This window comes from Breznakiella homolactica (genome assembly GCF_016616095.2).
Classification (GTDB): domain Bacteria; phylum Spirochaetota; class Spirochaetia; order Treponematales; family Breznakiellaceae; genus Breznakiella; species Breznakiella homolactica.
In genome coordinates this window covers 1,557,895-1,581,559 of sequence record NZ_CP067089.2, presented here as the reverse complement: position 1 = coordinate 1,581,559, position 23,665 = coordinate 1,557,895, and the positions used below count along the sequence as shown (strand labels likewise).

The following is a 23,665-nucleotide window of genomic DNA, read 5'->3' as shown; positions in this document are numbered from 1 at the left end:
TTCTGAGAAATGAAATTGCCTTCATATAAATCAAAATCCCGCAGAAACCGAAATGATCTAAGCCCGGTCAAACACAGCGGTTACATCCTTCATCTTATCGGCAATGGCAATATGCTGAGGGCAGTGGCTTTCGCATGCCCGGCACCCGATACAATCCGAGGCTTTCCCATGTTTTACCGTCAGGTTCCTGTAATAATTCATGTGGAGCGGCAGCAGCCGGAACCGGTGCTGGTTGTTGTACAGGGAAAAGTATTCCGGGATGGAGATATCCTGAGGACAGGTATCCACGCAGTATTTGCAGGCCGTACAGGGAATGGCAATGCCCGTATTGATAATATCCGTCACTTTCCCGATGATTTCCTCTTCCTCGTAATTCAGGGGAACAAAATTGTCCATATAGCCGGCGTTGTCTTCCATCTGCTCAAGACTGCTCATGCCGCTGAGGACCGTAAGCACATTGTCCGGAGACGCGGCGAAGCGGACCGCCCAGGATGCGGCGCTTGATTGAGGGGCATACTCTTTTAATAATCTTTCCGCTTCCTCCGGTACCTGGGCCAGGGAACCGCCTTTGACAGGCTCCATGACGATCACCGGTTTCCGGTGCTTCACCGCAACTTCGCAGCATTTCCTGGATTCGATAGATTCGTTGTCCCAGTCAATGTAATTGAGCTGGAGCTGGACAAAGTCAACTTCCGGCTGTTCCGTGAGAATCCGGTCCAGTAGTTCCGCCCTGTCGTGATAGGAGAATCCAATATGCCGTATTTTCCCCTGGTCTTTCAGGGTTTTGAGGAATTTAAAGCCGCCGTATTTTACTGAATCGGCATAGAGCTGTTCCCCCAGAGTATGGAGGAGGTAGTAGTCAAAGTATTCTACACCGCAGCGTTCCAGCTGTTCGATGAAAAAACGCTGATAGTCTTCTGTTCCGGTCACCATCCAGGTCGGCATCTTGTCCGCCAGGACAAAAGAATCCCGGGGATGGAGCTCCGTGAGAGCCCGCCGGGCGGCAATTTCGCTCATGCCCTGGTGATAAGGATAGGCGGTGTCGAAATAAGTAAAACCCCGTTCCAGGAAATAGTCCGTCATCAGGTTAACCTGGTCCTGGTCGATGCTTTTGGGATCATCTGTGTTTATCAGCGGCAGACGCATGAGGCCGAATCCGAGTTTTTTCATGGTAATGTTTCTCCTGTTGCGTGTTTGCTAGAAAATCAAATCCACGGCCATGCCGCAGATCCAGGCGAATGCGATGGAAAAGACAATGTACAGAATAAACCGCCGCATTCCCAGGACAATCTTCATGGCCCCAAGGTTGGTAATCTTCGTGGCGGGGCCGGTAATCATGAACGCCGCGGCGGAACCCAGGCTCATGCCGTTGGCCAGCCACCCGGAAATCAGGGGAATGGTACCGCCGCCGCAGGCGTACAGAGGCACCCCGATGGTGGCAGCCATGAGCACCCCGAAGCCCCGGTTGTTCCCGAAGAGTTTTTCCACCACCGATGCGGGGACGTAACGCTGGAACAACGCGGAGAGCACAATGCCGATGAGGAAGTAAATCCCCGTGGCTTTGATGTTCCGCCAGATATTCTTGAGCAGCCGGAGCATGGGATTGGGGTCCGTGTCCCGGCTGGCTGATGCACCGAAGCCGGAGAAGTTAAAGAAACTTTTGTTCCGGTAGAAAATCCGCACCAGCAGTCCCGCGGCCATGCCGCAGATGAAGCAGGTCACCAGCCTGATAAGCAGCACCCTGGTTCCCAGGGACGCGCTGTAGATAAGGAGCTGGGGGTTGAGCAGGATGGAGCTCATCATAAAGGCGGCCAGCCAATCGTCCTTGACTCCCTTCTCGGAGAAGGACGCGGCGATGGGAATGGTACCGTACATGCACAAAGGCGAAGCAATGCCGATGAGGCTCGCGGGCACCACACCCAGAATACCTAGGCGTTTTCCCTGGAGAGCTCCCAGGAGGGCGTGGATTTTTTCCTTTCCGAAAACGGAAATTACCGATCCGATGAGGATGCCCAGCACCCAGTAGGGAAAGACCTGTTCAAGCTGAACGGTAAAGTAGTACCAGAAGTAAACCCATTCCCGCCGGAGGATTTCAAGCATCAGTCCAGCCTTAGTCCAGGCGTACCAGTTCGTAGTCCATACTGCCAAGGCCTATGGCGGCGGCATGGGTCACCGTGAGGATGCCGTTCCGGGACTCGATGCGTTCAATCAAATCTTTTCCGTCCGGCGCGGCGTAGACCAAATCCACACAGGCCTTGTCCAGAGCCACCGGGTCAAGGGACGCCAGGATAGCGATATCCGCCATGGTGGGCGCCGCGGGATTGCTTGAGCAGTCGCAGTCCACGGAGAGGTGGTTCATCACATTGATGTAGACAAAGTTTTCCGGTCCCCCGGCGTTCACCACCGCCTGGGCAGCCTCCGCCATGGATTCCAGGAAGTCGTTCTGTTCCCCGCCCCAGGGACTGGTAAGGCTCTTCCCCCCCGAATGGATAAGACTCTTTCCCCGGGATGATGCATAACCGATGGACAGGTTTTTCAGGGCGCCCCCGAAACCGCCCATGGCATGTCCCTTGAAGTGGGAGAGGACCATGTGGAAATCGTAGTCGTTGAAATGGGCTCCCACGAGGTCTTCTTTCAAATGCTTGCCGTTTGCTACCGGGAGGGGGATGTCGCCGTTTTCGTCCAGGATAACCACCGGGGCGATTGCGGTAAAGCCGTGATCCCTGGCCACCTGGTAGTGCATAGCCGTGGCTGCCCGGCGGCCGCCGTAGGCGGTGTTGGCCTCAACAATGGTACCGTCCACACTCTGGACCAGATCTTTGATTAAATCCGGGGAAAGAAAATGTTTTCCGCCGGGTTCTCCGGTGCTGAGCTTCACCGCCACATTGTTTCCCGCGGCTTCCCTGCCCAGGGCGCCGTAAACCGCCGCGAGTCCCGCCGGGCTTATGTCGGAGGTCATGTACACCACCGCTTTGCCCGAGGCGCCGGGATTTCCGGCGGAAACACCGCTCTCCGGCGCGGCCGCCGCTGTTCCCTGAGACTGGACCGCGTTCCCACTGCTGCCAGTGTTGCTGGCCGCATTACTGTTGCAGCCCGATAGGATTACCAAGACCATTAATACAAACAAAGTCTTTTTCATATTATTCTCCTGTGTAACTGGGATACAGGGTTCCAATAATTATATTGGAACTGATTCTTAATTCTAAAAAAATAATACCCCATGGAGTCCGATGTCGGTCAAGGCAATCCGGGATTTCTTCATAAAAAATTCACAATTCAGTGTGTGTTGGGGCGGTAAACCAGAACACCGTCCGTCCGTCCCGGTACTCAACCCCGTAGTCCATACGGTGCGCCTTGAGGATGGTGCTGACGATGGAAAGGCCGATACCCGTACCCTGGCGGCGGCCTCCCTGGTGCTGGCTGCGCTGGTACCGTTCCCAGATGAGGGTCCGGTCTTCCTCGGGGATGGGCTCTCCCGGGTTGGCTACCGCTACCTTCCAGTCTCCGTTCTGCTCCGTCACGGTCACGGTTATCGTGTCTCCTCCGGTCGTGTGGTTGATTGCGTTGTACAATAAATTTCGGATCACCTGGCTTATCTTTAAGGCGTCCACAAACACCTGGCTTTCGCTCTCCGGACTTTCCAGGAGGATACGGATATGGTATTCCGCTGCGGTTTTGCCGCACCGGAGAATCTCGGACTCAACAATTTCCCAGAGGCTGTACCATTCCTTTTTCAGGCTGATGTACCCTGCCTGGAACTGGGAATAATCCATGATGTCGCTCACCATCTCGCTCATCCGCCGGGCTTCCTGGATGATAAGGTTCAGGTCGGCGTTCCGTTTTTCCTCATCCTTCCAGTTGATGTCCCGGACCATCTCCGCGTAGCCGGTGATAAGCGCCAGTGGGGAGCGGAGTTCATGGGATACGTTGGCAATCACCTCCTGCCGGAGAACGTCCACCCGCTGGAGTGCAATTCCCAGTTCTTCCACCGAAAACGAAAGCTGGCCTATCTCATCCTTTAATGTAATATTCGGAACGGCATCCAAGTCACCCCTGGCAAGGCGGTCAACCGTATCCTTGATGATACGGATGGGCCTCACAAAACGCCAGGTGAGCAGCGCCGCGAGCAGGGCCGCCAGCAGGGCAAGGATAATGCTCAGCACCGTAAGCTGGCCCCGGTTGATACGGAGCACCGTGTACATTTCGTAAAGGGACCGGTGGAGAATGACAAAGGCCGGCTCACCACCGTAGGTTGCGGGGATGCCCATCTCAAATGCCATGATCCGGGAATCCGCCATGCGGAACACTTTCTGGTAGGATTCCCCCCGCAGAAGCTGGGGAAATTCCTCGCTCCGCTGCACCATGGGCCAGACCAGGGTTTCGGTTTCCGCCGCGGCCAAATCAATGGGATGGCCGTAGGTATACATGACTAATAACTGGCCTGATGCATTAGCCAGCATTATTTTTCCGCTGGATGATTTGCTCAAATAGGGGAGGAGTTTTGCGTTCATTGCCAGGTCTTCGGTTTTTAAATCCTCCATCACCGGCTCCAAGCGGTTCTGAACCTCAGCAATGGTGGCGGAGATGTAATTCCGTTCCAGCAGAAAAATCTGGGCCACCCACATGAAGACCACGCTGAGCAGCACCAGGGCCATCATAAAAAACCAGAGCCGGAGGACCATGCTGGTCCGGAAGACCCTTTGTTCAGGTTTCTTCATGGTATTCAAATTTGTATCCCACCCCCCAGACGGTTTGAATCAGATTCCGGTATTCACCCAGGTGTTCCCGGAGAGATTTGACATGGGTATCAACCGTGCGGGTGTCCCCGACGTAGTTATATTCCCAGACCTTTTCCAGAAGCTGTTCCCTGGTGAGGACCAGCCGCTCGTTCTGGGCAAGGATGAGGAGAAGATCGAATTCCTTAGGGGTCAGGTTCAGTGAGCGGTCCCCGATCAGGACCGTCCGGGCGCCGGGGCTGATGTAAAGGTCTCCGAAACGGATTTCTTCATTCACGCTTGACTTGCTCCGCTTAATTACCGCGCCCGCCCTGGCCATAAGCTCTTTGGGACTGAAGGGCTTCACCACGTAATCATCCACCCCCAGGTTGAAGCCCAGGAGTTTGTCCCCTTCCTCTCCCCGGGAGGTGAGCATGATTACCGGTACCTGGCTGAGCTTGCGGAGTTCCCCGAGAGTCTCGAAACCGTCGATACCGGGCATCATGATATCCAGTATCACCAGATCGAAATCTCCGGCCTTGATTTTTTCCAGGGCCTCCCTGCCGGAAGCCGCCTCGGCGCACTGGAGGCCCTCCAGCTCTGCGTAGGTGAGCACCAGTTTGCGGATATGGATGTCGTCGTCCACAATAAGTAGTTTCGCCATGTTTCTTCTTCTATATATAAGTTGCGTTCTTCAGCCTGAAATCAACGCACGTCAAGTATAGCCCGGCTGAACCGGGAGGGAAACCGTTTTTGCGTAAATCTTACAATTATTTCACAATTGTGAAACTTTTATGAAGAAAACCGAAAAAATATTGACCCGTGCAAATTGCCATGGTGTACTTATTCCATGGCAGCTCTAGAAACTGAAATATTTAAATATTAATTAATATCAGGAGAACAATATGGAGACGAAAATTGACCGAAGAACGTTTATCAAGGGGTTTGCCGCGGCAGCCGCCGGTGTCGGCCTCGCGGTCTCCGGCGCGGGCAAGGTTTTCGCGGAGCCCCGGAGCGGCACCGCCGGGACAGGAACGCTGCCCACGAGGATCCTCGGAAAGACCGGCGCTCCGGTTACCATTCTTGGGCTCGGCGGGCTCTTTACCACCTCCATGGCTTCGCGGCGGGACGAGGCGGTACAGATCGTAAACAGGGCCATTGACCTGGGTGTTAATTATATAGATACTTCCGCCATGTACGGCGGAGGGGGAAGTGAAACCAATATCGGTTACGTGATGAAGGACCGGCGGGACGAAGTTTTTCTCGCCACCAAAAGCCATGATTATACTTATGACGGCGCCATGCGGCTTTTTGAACAAAGTCTCCGGCGCCTCCAGACTGATCGCATAGATCTGTATCAGCACCATTATCTCAACAGTCAAACCCTCGGGCAGCTCCGGGGAAGAAACAGCGCCCGCCAGGCTTTTGAAAAGCTCCGCGATGATGGGACTGTTCGGTTCCTCGGCGTTACCGGCCACTCGTCCCGGGTTCTCGCGGATGCCCTGGAAGATTATCCCTATGACTGTGCCCTTATTACCCTTAACGCCGCGGGAGAGGTCATGGACGATCCCGGACATCTGGACCGGTTTTTTCGAATCGCCCGGGAAAAGAACGTTGGAGTTATTGCCATGAAGGTGGTGGCCCGGGGGGATCTGATCACCAGAGGCCTTACCATCCGGCAGCTTCTTCCGTACGTCTTATCGTATCCGGTGTCCACCGCGGTAATAGGAATTTCCGACATTCAGGTTCTTGAGGAAGACGTCCGGGTTGCCAAGGAATTCAGGCCCATGGCCGAACCGGATATGAGAGACCTTGAGGCCAGGGCAAGACGATAAGCGGTTTGTCCAAGATGATTACCCTTACTCCGGGGCAGTTCATTCCTTTACCGCGCCGGCGGTCATGCCCGATACCATCAGTCTTCCCAGGATGGAAAACACCAGGAGTATGGGAATGATGGCCACCACCGCGGCGGCGGTAAGGGGCCCCCATTCACGGCCGTAGAATCCCTGGTAATAATAAATCGAAAGCTGTACCGACCGCAGTGCGGGCTTGTCTATCATCACCGCGGCGGCGATGAACTCGTTCCAGGCGCCGATAAAAATGAACAGCGCCGAGGAAGCGATGGAGGGCGTCATCATCTTGGGAACGAGGCTGGAAACAATGTAAAACCGGGAACAGCCGTCGATGGCCGCGGCTTCCTCAATTTCTATGGGCACCCCAGCCACCCCGCCGCGCAGTATCCAGATAGCCATGGGCAGATTGTAGGCCGTATAGAGTATTATCAGGGTGAACCAGCGGTTGGTTAAACCTATCTTCATCAGATACAGGTAATTCGGGATGAGCAGCGCCGATGAACCCACCGACAGGGGAATCCCCGCTAGTACTATGTAAAACAGTATTTTCCGGAACGGAAAACGGGTACGCTGAAAACCGTAGCCCGCTAAGTAACCGAGGATAACCCCGGCAATAATGGAAGACCCCGAATAAAAGACACTGTTCAGAAGGCTCTGGAGAAAACCGCTGTTCATGATCTGGCGGTAATGGGTCCATACCACATCGAAGCCGGCCAGCTTTGGCGGATACGATGAAATATCCTGGGGACTCTTAAGGGAGGTGACCACACCCCAATAAATCGGAAGCAGATTTATAACCGCCACTGCCACAAGAATCAGAATTTCGAAAAGGAGACGGACGGCTCTATGCTTGGTGTTTGCCTTAGATATCATATTTTACCGCCTTGGTATAAAAGACCACCATGATCAGGGTAACGAGAAATACCAATATGGAGAGAGCCGACGACCGTCCAAATTGGTAATAGGTAAAGCTCATTTTGTACACATGCAGGGTAATCACATTGGTCGCCGAGCCCGGCCCGCCGGCGGTAAGTACCATGGGGACGGTATTGTTCGTAAAGTTACTTAAGGTAAGAACAATGCTGGAAACAAGCATCGGTGTCTTTATCAGCGGAAGTTTTATCCTCATAAGGATCTGCCAGGGACCCGCCCCGTCGATGCGGGCCGCTTCTATCAGATCCGGGGATAGTGCCTTGAGGCCTGCGAGAATCATAATCATGGAATAGCCGACGGTCCTCCACGCCAGAACCGAAGTCAGCAGGATCTGGGCGGGCCGTACCCGGCTGAGAACGTGGGCGGGTTTGCCGGTAAGCTTGCCGTAGAAAAGATCTATCAATCCCAGATCCGTGGTAAATATCCAGCGCCAGAGCAGCGCCCCCACCACCATGGAGATAACCCACGGCACAAGGCCTATCATCTCTATGACATAGGCAAAGGGCCCGGTATGGCGGTCTATCCAGAGGGCAAGGGCGAGTCCCAGAATAAGGGATACCCCCGCGGCCAGGATGGTTATTACGGTGGTGCGGATAAAGGACCCCGTTATCTCCGGATCGTTCAGGAGGTACCGGTAATTACCCAAGCCCTGGAAAGGTCCTTTTACCAGGTAATCCAGGTTATAAAGACTGCAATAGAATGCGTAAAACAGAGGGATAACCAGGATGAACAGAATCAGCAGCATCGCTGGAAGAACTAACAAAAAGCCGTTTTTACCCTTCATGGCATATCCCCCGCTATATTTATAAACATGAAGTTGATTTCTATTCTTTAAAATATAAATGGAATAGAAATCAACTTCGAGGTGTCCTATTTCCCGTTCCGGGAATTGAACTGGTTTGCAGTAGCCTTAAGGGCGTCATCAATACTCATACCGTTTACCAGCACATTCTGCACCGCCTGGTTCAGGTCGAATTTCCATCCCCCGACGGAGGTATCCGTGGGCTGGGCCCAGCCGGCGGTGGAAAAGCCTTCGCTCATGACCTTGAGGTACGCCCTGGACGGATCGTTGAGCCAGGATTCCAGCGCCCTGGTGGTTGACTTCCGGACCGGAGCCTGTCCGCCTACCTGCACCCAGAGTTTGTCGCTTTCGGGGCTTATCATGGCTTCCACAAATTTGCCCGCCAGTTCCTTTTCGGGGCTGCCCGACCATACCCCCACGGACCAGCCGGTGAGCACCGAGGGAGAATTCTTTGTGCCGCTGAAACTGGGGATGAGCATGAGCTGTACCGCGTTGGGGTCAAAGGATGCGGTAGCTTTGACATTGGGTACCCGCACCGCGCCGCCAAGCATCATGGCGTATTTCCCCGCGCCGAATTCCAGGAACACATCGTCCACCGTAGTGGTAAGGGCCGTCTCCGGGGTGATCCCCGACTTGATGGTATTTACCGTCAGTTCAAGTGCCTTCCTTCCGGCCGCGTTTGCCCAGTTGGCTCTTCCGTTTCTATCAAAGGGGGAGCCCTGTTCTTCGAGAATCATATTGGCGATGATCTGGGCGTCGGAGCTTTCCGTGGTAAAGCTCTGTCCCAGGCCGTAGCGCATGATGCCGGTGGCGGAGTCCCGGCCGGTAAGTTTCTGCGCCGCCGCGAACAGTTCATCCCAGGTCCTGGGCAGCGGTATGTTGTTCTGCTTGAAGAGGTCTTCCCGGTAGAGCAGGGCGATCAGGTTCTTTGACAGGGTTACCTGGTAATGCTTGCCGTCCCGGACCGCGAATTCCCATTGGGCATCGCTGATGTCCTCAATTTCGGCGGCGGTCCAGTTTTTCAGGAATAGATTCTCGAAGGGTTCCAGGGCTCCCGCGTTGAGGACTCCCCCCATTTCGTCCTGGAGACACCAGATCACATCGGGAGCGGTTTTACTGGCCGCTGAGGCGAGGAACTTCGCCGTCATGGTACTCCAGTTCTGTGGTTCCACGACTACCGTTACTCCCGGATTAGCGGCTTCGAAGTTGTCAATAATTTGTTTAAGCGCCACCGAACGGCCGTCGGTCTTGGTGGGATCAAGGAAGGTCCACATGCGTATGGTCTTTTGTCCGGAGTCTTCCTTTTTTTCTCCTGAGCCGCCGGCAAAAAGATTCACCGAGATCATGACTGCCGTCAACAGAATCATCAGGGTCTTTTTCATACTTCTTTCTCCTTTCTCGAATTCAATCTTCTGAAAACTTCAGAATAATTTACCTGTTTAAACCGTAAGGATCGCCCCATTTTTAAGAAGGGTTTTCCGGAGCGCCGCCACGTCTATTTCCGCAGGATCCAGATTTTCCTTAACCGCCATGGATGCCGCCACGCCTATGGCCTCGGCGCAGGCAATGAGCGGACCCATCACCCGGGCAGCGGCAAAGACGTAGCCGTCCACTGAAAGGGTCCGTCCGGCCAGAAAGAGCCCTTTAACGGTTTCAGGAACCAGGCATCCGTAGGGGATACCAAAGGGTTCTTCTACCCGGTAAAGATCTATATAATCTCCGTCCCCGGAATGGATATCTATGTTGTAGGAACAGAGGGCGACGGTGTCATCCGGAGCTCCGCTGATATACTGGGGCAGCATCTCCCTGGTCAAGCGTTTTTTGCCGATGAAGTGCCGGGTCTCCCTGATTCCCAGGGTGGATGAAATATTGGCCAGCGCCACATGTTCAAACCCCGGAATGTACTTCCGCATGAATGCCATGAGAACTTCTACCTGCCGGTACCCTTCTTCAATTCCCGCGGAAAGCTCAAAGGGGTCCGAAGCATCGATGTTGATGATCCTGGAAGTGTTTATGGCGAGAATTTTTTCGCTTGCCGTCTTGATGTAGATAAACTGGTTCCTGGGGACATCCATATCCCCCGCGGCCTGGGCTTTTTTTATCATCTCCGTAAGGCCGATAAGGCAATGTCCCGGGACAGTCCTGAAAAAGTTGAGGTCATATCCCTCGGCGTATTTTTCTTTAATTCCCAGTTCGGAAGGATTCTTTTCAAGGAAGGCGTAAAACTTCTCAAGATCGTGGCCGGTTACGGAAAACATCATGGTCGAGGGCTGCATGAGGGCAGTCCCGTCCTGGCCGCGTACATATTCCGCGCCGGCCATATAGGCCAGATCCCCGTCGCCGGTGCCGTCCACAAAAACCTTCGCCTTTATGTCAATATCCGTGCATTTCCCGTATACCCTCACCGCTTTGACCGTTCCGTTTTCCACCTGTACTCCGGTAAGGTCGCAGTTAAACAGCACCTTTACCCCGGCTTCTTTGCACATCCGCACCGCCAGGCATTTAAAGGCTTCTGAAGATATGGGGGTGATGGAGTTGTGTACCGGGCAGGGGGAAGGCATCATCGTTCCCTCTATTTCTTTTAGTTTTTCCAGGTATTCCCAGGATATGCCGCCCAGGGTTTTTCTGCCCTTAGCGTCAAGATAGCCGAGGATTCCCAAACCGGATGAAGCGCAGCCCCCCAGGACCGCGGTCCGTTCCACCAGGATTACCTGCATCCCTTCCCGGGCAGCGGCAATCGCGGCGGTCAACCCGCCTGGTCCGGCTCCTATGACCGCCACATCACATTCAAATTCCGCATGTTTATGCATACCCTTTCTCCTATATATTTAAAACGTTTTAAAAATCGGCATTATTTTAACAAAATCTCAGCTCCCCTGGTTTAATCTTTTTACGGAATCCCGGATAACCAATTCAGGCTCAATGATGCGGCTTACATGCCGGGCTCTTCGGTTGCTGATGCGGTTAAAAAGTACTTCGCAGGCTTCCAGACCTATGCGGGCTTTATGAATGCGGGCAGTTGAAAGGGCGGGTATGCTGTATTCAGAAAGCAGCCCGTCCTCATACCCGGTGACCGATATATCATCGGGGCAGCGCAGCCCATGATCGTTCATGTAGCGCATGACCCCAATGGCTATGCAGTCCGATGAACAAACCACCGCAGTGGGTTTTTCGTCACTGGTTTTCCAGATTTCCGCGAATGCATCGTAGGCGGATTGTCCGCTGAAGCGGGCGGAGGTAATCCAGGTTCTGACCTGCCTGTCCTTTACGGCATTCTCAAATCCCGCCAGTTTTCTGCTGGCGCTCTGGGATGTTCCGATATTATTGATAAAGGCGATCCGTCCGTTTCCGGCTTCAATGAGGTAACTGGTGGTTAAAAATATGGCTTTTTCCGAATCCGCGTCCACGAAATCGATTTTTTCGGACCGGGCTCCCACGAGTACCACGGGAATTTTGCTGTTGCTGAGGGCGTCAATGAAGGAATCGGTGATAATTCCCCCCACACAGATAATCCCATCCACCTTATTCGGATCCACAATGCCGGGAAGTATTTTTCTGGTATCATTGATGTCATGCCAGTCCAGGATCAGGCTGTAATCCTTTTCATGGGCCACCGCTTCCATATCCCAGAGCATTTCACTAAGGTAGGTATCCACGGTGGAATTGAAAATATGGGGAGCGGGGGTGGCTTCATCGGTCATCCGGATAACCCCGATTATCTTATTGGACTTGGTTACCAGGGAACGGGCGTTCTGGTTTGGTTTATAGTTGCACTGTTCAATGACGGCCAGCACTTTTTTGCGGGTTCCCAGTTTTATCGCGGGATTGCCGTTAAGTACCATGGAAACGGTACTGATTGAGACTCCCGCCATTTTTGCCACATCCTTTATGGTAACTGCCATTTTCCCTTGTCCGAAAACACCTTTTTTAAGCACAGTCAGCCAGTTCTAGAATCGGATGGTGTAGAACGGGCTCTCTCTGTTTTTAATCGGCAGCCATCCCAGATTGGTATTTAGGAACGGCTGTTATTTAAAACGTTTTAAGAAATTATTGAACGGTTTTTTTACCCTGTCAAGCATTTTCTGCGGAAAGCCGGAAGGAATCGGGAACACTGTGTATGAACCGGGGCTGTTCCGTAATGTGATTTTTCTTCAATAGTTTTCCAGCTCCGCCAGCTCTTCCCAGCGCGCGTACTGCGTTTCCAGGGCCGTGCCGAGGGATGCATATTCCGCGCCGAGGCCGCCGATTTTACTGTAATCGGTCTCGCCCCCGGAGAGCAGGGCCTCCAGTTCCTTCCTGCGGTTTTCCGACGCGGTTATCTCATTTTCCAGGGCTTCGAATTCCTTCTGCTCCTTGAAGGTCCGTTTTTGTTTTTTGTTTGACTGCTGCGGTTCCGCTGATGTTTTTTGCGGGGCGTCTTTTGGGGATGCCGGTTGCTGGCCCGGTTTTGGTTCCGCGGCAAAGGTTTTCCGGGCTTCCAGGTATTCGGTGCAGCTTCCCGCGAAACCGGATACGCCGCCGGCGTTATCAAGGATGAGCAGCATGTCCGCGGTTTTGTCCATGAAACAGCGGTCGTGGGAAACAATCACCAAACAGCCCGCGTAGGATTCCAGAAAGGATTCCAGGATGGACATGGTGAAGATATCGAAATCGTTGGTGGGCTCATCCAGGACCAGAAAGTTCGGGTTCGCCATGAGGAGCCGCACCAGGTACAGCCGTTTCCGTTCACCTCCGGACAGGGCGGTCACCGGGGAATACTGGATTTTCCCCTCAAAGCCGAACTGTTCCAGCATTCGGGCCGCGGTGAGGGTCTTGCCGTTGTTCATGGTGATGACCTCCGCGGTTTCCTCGATATACTCAAGCACCGTGGGCGCCTCCGTGCCCGGAGCGGACAGTTCCATATCGATATTCTGCCGGTAGTATCCGAACACCGTATTCTGCCCGGCCTTTACGGTTCCTGAATCCGGAGGAATGGTATTGGTGAGGATATTGAGCAGAGTGGTTTTCCCGCTGCCGTTTGCCCCGAAGATGCCCAGACGTTCGCCCTTTTTGAAACTGTAGGAAAAATCCTCAATCACCGGCTTGCCCGGTTCCCAGGATTTCGAGATGTGCTCAAGCTCAAGAATTTTCCCTCCCAGCCTGCGGCCGGAAACCTCAAAGGCAAAATCCTTGTCTTCTTTTATTTTGTCCCGGTTTATCATCCGGTGGACCGCGTCGACCCTGGCCTTAGCCTTGGTACCCCGCGCCTGGGGACCCCGGAGGAGCCATTCCCGCTCGGTCCGCAGCACTGACTCGATGCGCCGTTCCGTGTTCTGCTCAATTTCCGCTTCCACCGCCTTCTTTTCAAGGTAGATGGAATAGTTCCCCGCGTAGGATTTTATCCGCGCCCGGTCAAGTTCATAAATTGACGAACACACATTATCAAGGAAGTACCGGTCGTGGGTTACCATCAATACCCCCCGGTCGGTCAGGCGCAGGTGGTCCTCCAGCCAGGCGATGGTGGTGATGTCCAGATGGTTTGTGGGCTCGTCCAGAAGGAGAATCTTCGTATCGTCGATCAGCACCTGGGCCAGGGCAACCTTTTTTACCATACCCCCCGAAAGGGTTCCCATGGTTTGTTCCATGCCTGTTATCCCTAAGGTGGTCAGAATCTGTTTGATATGGGTTTCGTAATCCCAGAGATTCCGTTTGGTCATTTCCTCGGTGGCCCGGTCAAGTTTATCCCGCAGCCCCGCGGTGATGTCCGCCTCGCTCCGTCCGGCCATCTGTTCACAGATATCCTCGTAGTTCCGGATTGCCCCGAGCTTGGCGCTTTCGGATTTGAATATATGTTCCCGGATGGTGTGGGCGGGATTGTAAACCGGATTCTGAGGAAGGAATGAAACCCCCGCGTCCTTGGCAAACATGATGTCCCCTTCACCGGGGTCAAGGTTCCCCGCGATACAGGCAAGGAGGGTGCTTTTTCCGGAGCCGTTTTTCCCGATGAGCGCCGCCTTTTCCCCTTCATCAAGGGTAAAACTCGCGTTGGTAAACAGCGGCTCTTCACGGCCGTTCCTGGAAAGATTCTTTACGGAAAGCAGATTCATGGGAAGAGTATACCGGATTTGTCTCGCTTTGTCTGGGATATAAAGTGCCCGAGGAATACCCGTTCTCATGGAAATCTCACGGTTCTTTCACAGATTCTTCACAATTCTTCGGGATTTTTAAGGCAGAATAAATCATCCGGCGCAGGGCCGCAGGCAAAAGGGGGCATGTATGAAAAAGAAAATACTTTTGATGATGACGGCGGGCCTGATGTTTTCCGCGGGGCTCCACGCCGGCGGAAAAACGGAACAGGCAGAATCCCCGGGCTGGATGGGGTGAACCCACAGCTCCGGGCGCACATGGGTATCGCCCTGAACACGGGCATCACCGAAGCCCAGCTCCGCGGCCTTGTACAGTCCATAGGGGATACCCTCGGAAAGGAGGCGGGGGACAATGCGGCTTCCGTGCTCGGGGAAGTCCTTGCGCAAAGAAAGTAACAAGGGTACAACAAACATACAAAATATAAAAAGGGAGAATAAATATGAACTATGTGACATTACATAACGGAATTAAAATGCCTGTCCTCGGGTTCGGGGTTTACCAGATTGAGGACCCGGCCCAGTGCGAGCAGGCGGTGATGGACGCCCTTGAAACGGGTTACCGTTCCATCGATACCGCCGCGGCGTACAAAAACGAGGAAGCCGTGGGCCGGGCCATTAAACGGAGCGGGGTGCCCCGGGATGAATTGTTCATCACCACCAAACTCTGGGTCCAGGACCAGGGATATGAAAAAGCGAAGATAGCCTTCAATAAATCCCTGGAACGGCTGGGCCTGGATTACCTGGACCTCTACCTCATCCACCAGCCCTTCGGTGATTACTACGGTTCCTGGCGGGCCATGGAAGAACTGTACAAGGAAGGCCGGGTCAGGGCTATCGGGGTGAGCAATTTCTATCCCGACCGCCTGGTGGACCTCATCCTGCACAACGAAATTGCCCCTATGGTGAACCAGGTGGAAACCCATCCCTTTAACCAGCAGATTAAAAGCGCGAAACTTATGAAGGAAAACGGGGTGCAGATTGAATCCTGGGGTCCCTTCGCGGAGGGGCAGAACAATATATTCACCAATGAAGTACTTTCATCAATCGGCGCGAAATACCAGAAATCCCCGGCCCAGGTGATTCTCCGGTGGCTCATTCAGCGGGAGGTGGTGGTTATCCCCAAGTCGGTGCACAAGGAACGGATTGCCGAGAACTTTTCGGTCTTTGATTTTGAGTTAAACCCGGAGGATATGGAAAAAATAGCCGCCCTGGATACCGGGGAGAGTGTCTTCTTCTCCCACCGGGACCCGGAGGTCGTTACGATGCTGGGCACCATAAAGTTCGATACATAGGACCCATGGCGGATAAATAAAGCCGTCATTCAAAATCGCTGTACTGTTCCGCTGTATCAAACTGGGCCTGGTATAGTTCCGCGTAGTATCCGCCCGCCTGGATGAGTTCTTCGTGGGTACCGCATTCGGCTACACAGCCGTTCCGCAGTACCGCTATGACATCGGCGTTCTGAATAGTGGACAGACGGTGGGCGATAACAAAACTGGTCCGGCCTTTCATCAGACTGAGCATCGCCGCCTGTATAACGCGTTCCGTCTGGGTGTCGACATTGGAAGTCGCTTCATCCAGGATCAGCATAGGTGCGTCCAGCAGCATTGCCCGGGCAATGGTCAGCAGCTGTTTTTGGCCTTTCGATATACTGCTCCCGCCCTCTTTCAGGATTGTATCATAACCGGCGGGCAGGGAAATAATGAAGTCGTGAATCTTTGCCGCTTTGGTAGCGGCGATTACCTCACCTTCGGAAAGATTCTCTTTCCCGTAGGTAAGATTTTCACGGATGGTACCGGTAAAAAGCCAGGTGTCCTGCAGTACCATAGAAAACGCTCTCCGTAAATCCCCGCGGCGTATCCGCCGGATATCGCAGCCGTCCACAAAAATAACGCCGGAATCCACATCATAAAACCGCATAAGCAGATTGATGATGGTTGTCTTGCCTGCCCCGGTGGGTCCCACAATAGCAACCACCTGTCCGGGTTTTGCCGTAAGGTTGTAATGCTGAAGCACCGGTACCCCCGGCTGATATCCGAAGCTGACATCCCGCAGTTCCACATTGCCCTGTACCTCCGTAAGGGGCAGGGCGTCCGCGGGATCGGATTCCTCTTCCGGTTCATCCAGAAGACGCAGAACCCGTTCCGCGGCTGCCAGGGCGGACTGGAGTTCACTGATAATATTGGAAAATTCATTGATAGGCCCGGAAAACTTCCGGGAATACAATACAAAGGAAGACACGCTGCCCAGGGAGATACTGCCCGACATATACAGCAGTGCGCCGAAGAGGCTGATAAGCGCCAGGGAGACGTTATTGATAAAACCGACCGATGGGCCGGTGGCGCTGGAGAAACTGTCCGCCTGGTAATTCGCCTCACAAGCTTCGGCGTTTTTTTTCTCAAATCCGGCGGCGAAGTATTCCTGGCGGTGGTAGGCTTTGATGGTCCGCAGCCCCCCGGTCATTTCTTCGGTATATCCGTTGAGCTTACCCAGGTTGATGGATCTCTGACGGTACAGCGGACGGACCTTGATGGAACGGTAACGGGTAAAGAGGATTGAACAGGGAATAGTAACCGCGAAGATCAGCACCAGGGGCGGAGAAATGGTGAGCATCATCCACAATGATCCCAGGACGGTTATGACGCTTGCCAGCATCTGTACTAAATCGTTGGATAAAGAAGCCTGGACAGTATCAATGTCGTAGGAAAGCACACTGAGTATTTCTCCGGCCGCATGGGAGTCGAAAAACCTGACGGGAAGCCGCATCAGATGTTCGTACACATCCCGGCGCATTTCGTATACCACCCGGCTGCCGAGATTTACCAGCAGCGCCGCCAGCAGATAACTCAGCACTGCGGAAACAATATAAAAAACGACCATCCATCCCGCATAAAAAAAGACACTTTGAAAATCAACTCCCCCCGGTCCCGGGTGGATCGCGTCAACCGCGTGGCCGGACAGTTTTGGACCTACCAGGGCTAAAAGATTGCCCGCAATACTGAGCGCCACAGCAAGTAGCAGCATCCATTTAAATTTTTTTAGATACTTCCAGAGCCGCCCGAGAATTACGGTAACCTTAATTGAAGGACGTTCAAAAGAGGTACTGACGGGGCCGCCTCCTGTTTTCATCGCCGCCATTTATACCGCCTCCCCCATCTGCATTTTCGCAATTTCACGGTAACTGTCACAGGTTCGCATCAATTCACTGTGGGTTCCGTATCCTATTTCCTGTCCCTGGTCCAAGACCAAAATATGGTCGGCGTTTTTAATGGAGCTGACCCTTTGGGCAATAATGATTTTTGTCGTACGCGCGAAATTTCTTGCCAGGGCCCGGCGCAGCTGGGCGTCGGTCTTGTAGTCCAAGGCACTGGAGCTGTCATCCAGGATCAGTATATCCGGATCCGCCGCGAGAGCCCGGGCAATCAAAAGCCGCTGTTTCTGCCCGCCGCTGAGATTCATTCCCCGGGGAGCTATCTGAGCCGCGAGGCCGCCCTCCCGCTGGCGGATAAATTCCGCCTGGGCCGTCTGTATGGCTTCTTCTATTTGTACCGACGAGAGGCCGCGACCGAAATCGATATTTCCGCGGATTTCCCCGGCAAATAAAAAATCATTCTGGAATACCACGCCGAACATGCTGTACAGCAGTTCCGGCGGGATGGATCGGATGTCCTGTCCGTGGATATGGATACTGCCGGTATCGGGATTGTAAAAATGAAGGAGCAAACTGATAAGCGTACTTTTGCCGCTGCCCGTCGGACCAATGATACCCAGGGTCTGACCCGGCAGGAGTGAAAAACTGATATCCCGCAGATTGTCCCTGACCTTGCCATAGGAGAAACTGACTTTATCAAACCGTATATGCGCCTCGTCTTTAAGGGGAGGGTGTTCTTCAATCTGCATTTCCTCCGGTGCGTCCAGTACTTCCGTAATGCGCCGGGCGCTGGCAGTTCCCTGGGAATAAAGAACAAAGAGGCGGGACACCATCATTAGGGCGTTGAGAATAATGGTAAAATAACTCAGGAAGGCAATAATGATCCCCGGCTGGGTGATGCCGGCGTTGACCCGGTACGCGCCTGCCACTATGACCGCCGTGAGCCCGACGTTCAGAAACATGTTCATCGCCGGGTTGGTCAGATTCATGAGCAGATTGGCGCTGCGCTGCTGCCGCATCATCTCCGTATTGGCTGAATCAAACTGCCGTATTTCATAGTCGGTTTTGGAGAGCGCCTGGATAACCCGGATCCCAGCCATGCTCTCCTGGGCGCGGCGGATCAGTATATCCAGCGCCTTTTGCGTCCGTGTAAAAAGCGTCACCCCTTTGCGGGATACCCAGAAAACCACCAGGGCCAGAAGCGGAAGGATGGCCACCAGAACCAGGGTGAGTACCGGTTCAAGCATAAACGTAACCGCTATACCTCCCAGCAGCAGAATAGGGGCCCGCACTCCCAAACGCTGCATCCGGTCGATCATCTGGTGGACATTGTAGGTATCACTGGTAAGCCGTGAAATAAGAGAAGATGCGGTGAAGGAATCTTCCTGGGTACAGGAAAGCTTCATCACCTTGGCAAAGAGATCGTACCGCAGTTTTCTGGTGATGTCCCGGGAGATCCTTGTGGACAGCTTGTTGGCGAAGACATTGGTAAAAAGCCCGGCAGCGGAAGCGAGGACCATGAGTCCTCCCCAGAGAAGAATGCTGTGTATGTCCTTCCGGGGCACATAGTCATCCAGAATAACCGACAGCATCCACGGCAGCAGGAGCTCAACGATGGTCCCGGCAAATTTGATAAGCAGACCAACACTGATGATCCTCCATTTGCGGCTTACGTAACGGACTACTGTATTCATACGATTGTTTCCGCGTGCTTGGCGAGCCGTTCCAAAAGACCTGCCAATGTATCCTGTTCATTCTGGGTAAGGATTTTTGCGAGGGCGGAATGCCAGTCCGTAAGCACACCCCGTACCGAAGGCAGTAACTCCAGCATTTTTTCCGCGGGATATACTTCGATGGCCCGGCGGTCCATCCCGCTCCGTTCCCGGCGGATAAAGCCGTTTTCCTCCAGCAGGGTCAGCTGGCGGGTAACCGAACTGCGGTTGACGTGGAGCTCCTGCGCAATCTGGTCCTGGGTGATTCCGGGGGAGCGGCATATTTCGAGGACATAGGGTGCCTGATATCCTCCAAGACCAGTTCCTTCAAGACGTCCGTCCCGGTACAGCGTCGCACATCGTGCGATGGTGTTTATATATTTCATGAACCGTTTCTTCACGGCTATCCCCTCTGTTTGTTGTCTGCGCAATTGTTGCGTATGCAACTATAGGTAACTGTAGTGACTTATATCCAGGGAGTCAAGTATGAGGCCGCGGTTTTATCACGGTCCAATTCCCCACGCGCTGATCAGCCGCAATATTACTATTATAGCAATAAATAGCCCTGTTTATCGGAGATGATTAGGTTTATGAAAATACAAAATATTTTTAATAAAGCCGGTTTTTCGGAATATTCTCCATAAAAGCGGAAAAAACAAAATGATTTCTTCGACAAAATCCATTATTTTATTCAAAATAATCATAATACTTTAAAAAAATAAGATTTAATTTTGGTTGTTTATTTTTGACTTTGGAGCAGGCGATCATGTCTCATTCTAATGTGACTAAAGAAATGCTGGCGGACGCCATGAAGAAATTTATGACGGAACGGCCTTTTGAAAAAATAACCGTGGGAGATTTGGTGCAGCACTGCCGTTTAAACCGGAACAGTTTTTATTATCATTTTAAGGATAAATATGAACTGGTGAACTGGATATTCTATCATGATTTTATCGAGAAACTTGAAAAAGACCGGCCGCTTACCGGATGGGACCTCCTTGAAAAACTCACCTACTTCTTCTATGAAAACAAATCTTTCTATGCCAAAGCCATAACAATAACCGGTTATAATTGCTTTTCAGATTACTTTTTCGAAATGATGCAGAAAATAAATGTTTTTTTCGTTGACAAGTGTTTTGAAGAAACAGCTGCCGACGGGTTTTATACAGTTTTCTGCGCCAACATCTTTCTGGCGTCCATAACCTGGTGGCTGAAGGCGGGAACTGAGGTTCCTCCGGAAAAATTGATGGGCATGATGAAGGATTCCGCCGGGCAGGCAGCGTTTAAAATCGTAAATAATCTTCCATAATAGTTTAGCTGAAAATAACCCGCTGACTGAGTTACCGGACCATAATCCTTATTTTGAAAGGACGCATCAAACAGCCGCCGGTTACTTTGGTATCCGCATTAGAAAATAAACCGAAGCTGTTTGGAAATAGGCAAATTGAAGTGGTTGTCTGTTTTTTAGGCAATACACTTTTTTTGTCTAATGTTTAAGTAAATATCTTTGAATAGTATTTTTATAGATTGTTTCCTGAGAAGTGAGGGGCTTTTCATAAAAACAATATCTTTTAGGGAGAAACTATGAACGCCTATTTGGAAAGGACCGCAGAAATATTATCCGTGCAGAAAAATTCCAGAAATGGACTATATACCATCGCGGTTACTGCGCGGAAGGCTTTATTCGGGCCGAATAAACTCAACGATATTAAAAAGAAAACCATGGCCGAGCGGATATGGGAACAGATAAAGAATCCTATGATTGTTGTTCTCATTGCCGCGGCTGTTCTTTCGGGGATTTTCGGCAGAAACATCGACATGGCAGCCATACTGGCGGTGGTAATCCTTAACACTGCCCTGGGAATTATTATGGAGAATAAGGCCGAGCGGGCAATAATTGGATTACAGGGTTTGAAAGACCTCTATGCAACGGTCCGCCGGAATGGTGTGGAGGTTAGAATAAAAACAGAAGAACTCGTCCCGGGGGACATTGTTCTTCTGGAAACCGGCGACTCGGTTCCCGCGGATCTTCGAATATTTGAATCGGAAAATCTGACAATAGAAGAAGCGTCTATTACCGGTGAATCAATACCGTCGGAGAAGAACAGTCTGGCTGTTTCTGGCCATCGCGGGGATGCAGCCCAGGGTGAACAGAGCACTATGGCGTATATGGGTACCAGTGTCGTCTGTGGACGGGGTGAAGGTCTCGTTATGGCCACAGGTATGAAAACAAAAATCGGAAAGATCGCCGGAATCCTGGCAAACAGCCGTACTGAAAAAACCCCTCTTCAGAAAAATCTGGCTTCCCTCGGCATGGTGTTAAGTTTTGCTGTTCTGGGTATATGCCTGTTCTTTTTCATTGTCAGTATTTTGCGGAACGGCGGTTCTTTCGGCGGTCACACGTCTGAGATGTTTCTTACGGCGGTGAGCCTGGCTGTCGCGGCCATTCCGGAGGGACTGGTGCTGGTTGTTACTATTCTTCTTTCCATGGGAATGACCCGGATGTCCGGCCGGCATACCATTGTCCGCAGCTTAAGCGCGGCGGAAACCCTGGGCTGCACCCAGGTAATCTGTTCGGACAAAACCGGTACCCTTACCCGGAATAAAATGGCTGTGGCAGATCATACCGGGGATACAGCTTTCTTAGCCGAGGCTATGGCGCTTTCCGCCGATATTTCCGCGGGGCCGGATGGAACTCTTCTTGGAGAACCCGCGGAGCTTGCCCTGGCGGAATTCGGAATCTCCCAGGGACTGGAAAAACAGCAGATGGAAATGCTGGAACCCCAGGTTATGAAACTTCCTTCTGATGCCAAGCGTAATATGGTTTCTACCATTCATGGAATGCTCGGAACAGACGGAATTTCTCCGTTGTTCTGGCGGCAGTATTCCCGGGGATCTCCCGGCGAAATAGCGGAACGCTGTACAAAAATTTTTCTCGACGGCCGGATTCAGCCCATGACACGGGAAGTGAAAGAAAAGATCCTTGTGGATGATAAATATATGGCCGGTAAATCCCTGCGGGTATTTGCCGCCGCTTACCGGGATTATTCCCGCTTGCCGGCGGACCTTTCCGCGGAATCCCTGGAACGGGATCTTACCTTTATTGGTCTTGCGGGACTGATAGACCCTGTCCGGCCTGGGGTACGGGATGCGGTTGAAAAATGCCGCGCCGCCGGAATTAAGACTATCATGATTACGGGTGATCATGAGGATTCTGCCATAGCCATCGCCGCGGAATTGGGCATTCTTTCACCCGGACAGGAAGTTATAACGGGGGCAGAGCTTTCCGGATTAAGTGATAAAGAATTTGAGGAACGGATCCAGCGGATCGCCGTTTACGTCCAGGTCGAATCGGAACACAAGGCACGGATTATCAGAGCCTGGAAGAAGCTGGGTAAAATCACCGCCATGACCGGCGACGGGGAGAATGACGTTCCGGCTATGAAATACGCAGATATCGGAATTGGCATGGGCATAGCCGGAACGGATGGGGTCAGAAGCGCCGCTGATATGATTCTTGCCGATGACAATGTTGCTTCCATTCTATATGCCGTGGAGGAAGGCCGGCGGATTTATGAAAACATCCGTAAAGTTGTCCAGTTCCTTCTTTCGGCAAATTTGGGGGAAGTAATTTCGATATGTGCCGCTGCCCTGGCGGGGATGCAGCTTTTTGCGCCGGTTCATATCCTGTGGTTAAACCTTATCACTGACACATTTCCGGCTATGGCCCTCGGGATGGAAAAGGCCGACCCTGATTCCATGAAAAAATCACCCCGTGATCCCGGAGAAAGCCTTTTCTCCGGCGGTATTGCTTTTGAAATTATATATCAGGGATTTACCATTGCGGCCCTGACTATTGTATCTTTCCTGACGGGGTTGAAGATTTCCGCTATTACCGGAATGACCATGGCTTTTCTGACCCTGTCTTTTTGCGAGATTTTTCATTCCATCAGCATGAAATCCCGGACCGCTTCTGTCTTTTCAATTAAGAACCGCAGCAAATACCTTTTTGTTTCGATGGCCATTTCCACAGCGCTGACCGTTTCAGTTATTTATATCCCCGGCCTCAGCAGGAATTTCCAGTTAACCCCTCTTTCTTCCGGCAGTTTTCTAATTGCTCTCAGTCTTGCCGCGGCAATCATTCCGGCGGTTGAAATTGTCAAACTGTTTAAACGCATGAACAGATACAGCCCTAAGCGGGGTATCTGCAAGCCTGCTTGCAATACCCTCCGGAGGTGAGCCTCTGAAAGTATCACACTATGGTATGATGTGACGGTTCTCTTTTCTCTTCTGTAAAATTCTTTTTTGAATTCTTTCACCGCAAATGGTATTTTCCGCGGTTTTTTTATTATGTTATTATTAAGATTTAATCTA

19 protein-coding genes are annotated in these 23,665 nt (G+C 52.4%); 5 read left to right on the top strand and 14 right to left on the bottom strand.

The features are described 5' to 3' along the window. Nucleotides 1-57: 57 nt before the first annotated feature. The 5 genes from JFL75_RS07270 to JFL75_RS07250 form a co-directional block, all read right to left on the bottom strand. Nucleotides 58-1,170, bottom strand: a complete 1,113-nt coding sequence (locus JFL75_RS07270) for an aldo/keto reductase (RefSeq protein ID WP_215626014.1) — start codon at nt 1,168-1,170, stop codon at nt 58-60. 27 nt (nt 1,171-1,197) lie between these two features. Further along, nucleotides 1,198-2,100, bottom strand: coding sequence for a permease (locus JFL75_RS07265; protein ID WP_215626013.1), 903 nt, complete (start codon nt 2,098-2,100; stop codon nt 1,198-1,200). Nucleotides 2,101-2,110: 10 nt separating this feature from the next. Beyond that, entirely contained in the window at nt 2,111-3,139 is a 1,029-nt protein-coding gene (locus JFL75_RS07260; RefSeq protein ID WP_223292795.1) for a DUF362 domain-containing protein, read from the bottom strand. Nucleotides 3,140-3,269: 130 nt separating this feature from the next. Further along, nucleotides 3,270-4,718, bottom strand: a complete 1,449-nt coding sequence (locus JFL75_RS07255; RefSeq protein WP_215626012.1) for a sensor histidine kinase — start codon at nt 4,716-4,718, stop codon at nt 3,270-3,272. Then, on the bottom strand, nt 4,705-5,379 hold the full coding sequence (locus JFL75_RS07250; protein WP_215626011.1) for a response regulator transcription factor: 675 nt from the start codon (nt 5,377-5,379) through the stop codon (nt 4,705-4,707). Before JFL75_RS07250 ends, JFL75_RS07255 begins: the two co-directional genes overlap by 14 nt. 241 nt (nt 5,380-5,620) lie before the next feature. Between JFL75_RS07250 and JFL75_RS07245 the strand changes: the two genes are divergently transcribed. Then, nucleotides 5,621-6,550: an aldo/keto reductase gene (locus JFL75_RS07245; RefSeq protein WP_215628739.1), complete on the top strand. Its 930-nt coding sequence runs from the start codon at nt 5,621-5,623 to the stop codon at nt 6,548-6,550. A gap of 39 nt (nt 6,551-6,589) precedes the next feature. On the opposite strand, the gene JFL75_RS07240 is transcribed toward JFL75_RS07245, so the two are convergent. The 6 genes from JFL75_RS07240 to JFL75_RS07215 all read right to left on the bottom strand — a co-directional run bounded on the left by JFL75_RS07240 (nt 6,590) and on the right by JFL75_RS07215 (nt 14,389). Further along, entirely contained in the window at nt 6,590-7,441 is an 852-nt protein-coding gene (locus JFL75_RS07240) for a carbohydrate ABC transporter permease (protein WP_215626010.1), read from the bottom strand. Continuing rightward, on the bottom strand, nt 7,431-8,285 hold the full coding sequence (locus tag JFL75_RS07235) for a carbohydrate ABC transporter permease (protein WP_215626009.1): 855 nt from the start codon (nt 8,283-8,285) through the stop codon (nt 7,431-7,433). The genes JFL75_RS07240 and JFL75_RS07235 overlap by 11 nt, the downstream gene beginning before the upstream one ends. 86 nt (nt 8,286-8,371) lie before the next feature. After that, nucleotides 8,372-9,685: an ABC transporter substrate-binding protein gene (locus JFL75_RS07230; protein ID WP_215626008.1), complete on the bottom strand. Its 1,314-nt coding sequence runs from the start codon at nt 9,683-9,685 to the stop codon at nt 8,372-8,374. Nucleotides 9,686-9,742: 57 nt separating this feature from the next. Then, nucleotides 9,743-11,113, bottom strand: coding sequence for an FAD-dependent oxidoreductase (locus JFL75_RS07225; protein ID WP_215626007.1), 1,371 nt, complete (start codon nt 11,111-11,113; stop codon nt 9,743-9,745). Between the two features lie 57 nt (nt 11,114-11,170). Then, nucleotides 11,171-12,205, bottom strand: a complete 1,035-nt coding sequence (locus tag JFL75_RS07220) for a LacI family DNA-binding transcriptional regulator (RefSeq protein ID WP_215626006.1) — start codon at nt 12,203-12,205, stop codon at nt 11,171-11,173. Between the two features lie 249 nt (nt 12,206-12,454). Next, nucleotides 12,455-14,389 carry an ABC-F family ATP-binding cassette domain-containing protein gene (locus tag JFL75_RS07215; protein ID WP_215626005.1) on the bottom strand — a complete coding sequence of 645 codons (1,935 nt, stop codon included), beginning with the start codon at nt 14,387-14,389 and terminating at the stop codon, nt 12,455-12,457. Between the two features lie 273 nt (nt 14,390-14,662). Between JFL75_RS07215 and JFL75_RS07210 the strand changes: the two genes are divergently transcribed. Both JFL75_RS07210 and JFL75_RS07205 read left to right on the top strand, forming a co-directional pair. Beyond that, the gene (locus JFL75_RS07210; RefSeq protein WP_215626004.1) at nt 14,663-14,824 is read left to right on the top strand and encodes a carboxymuconolactone decarboxylase family protein; all 162 of its coding nucleotides are present in this window, start codon (nt 14,663-14,665) and stop codon (nt 14,822-14,824) included. A gap of 44 nt (nt 14,825-14,868) precedes the next feature. Next, nucleotides 14,869-15,720 (top strand): aldo/keto reductase, encoded by an 852-nt coding sequence (locus tag JFL75_RS07205; RefSeq protein WP_215626003.1) that lies wholly within the window; start codon nt 14,869-14,871, stop codon nt 15,718-15,720. 25 nt (nt 15,721-15,745) lie between these two features. On the opposite strand, the gene JFL75_RS07200 is transcribed toward JFL75_RS07205, so the two are convergent. Genes JFL75_RS07200 through JFL75_RS07190 form a run of 3 tightly spaced genes read right to left on the bottom strand, consistent with a single transcriptional unit; the run spans nt 15,746 to nt 19,692 of the window. Then, the gene (locus JFL75_RS07200; protein WP_223292794.1) at nt 15,746-17,566 is read right to left on the bottom strand and encodes an ABC transporter ATP-binding protein; all 1,821 of its coding nucleotides are present in this window, start codon (nt 17,564-17,566) and stop codon (nt 15,746-15,748) included. Next, on the bottom strand, nt 17,567-19,273 hold the full coding sequence (locus JFL75_RS07195; protein ID WP_215626002.1) for an ABC transporter ATP-binding protein: 1,707 nt from the start codon (nt 19,271-19,273) through the stop codon (nt 17,567-17,569). Next, nucleotides 19,270-19,692 (bottom strand): MarR family winged helix-turn-helix transcriptional regulator, encoded by a 423-nt coding sequence (locus JFL75_RS07190; protein ID WP_215626001.1) that lies wholly within the window; start codon nt 19,690-19,692, stop codon nt 19,270-19,272. Before JFL75_RS07190 ends, JFL75_RS07195 begins: the two co-directional genes overlap by 4 nt. Nucleotides 19,693-20,057: 365 nt before the next feature. Between JFL75_RS07190 and JFL75_RS07185 the strand changes: the two genes are divergently transcribed. Then, nucleotides 20,058-20,600: a TetR/AcrR family transcriptional regulator C-terminal domain-containing protein gene (locus tag JFL75_RS07185; protein ID WP_215626000.1), complete on the top strand. Its 543-nt coding sequence runs from the start codon at nt 20,058-20,060 to the stop codon at nt 20,598-20,600. Between the two features lie 275 nt (nt 20,601-20,875). Next, a complete protein-coding gene (locus tag JFL75_RS07180; protein WP_215625999.1) occupies nt 20,876-23,530 on the top strand; it encodes a cation-translocating P-type ATPase in 2,655 nt (884 codons plus the stop codon). Nucleotides 23,531-23,665 lie beyond the last annotated feature (135 nt).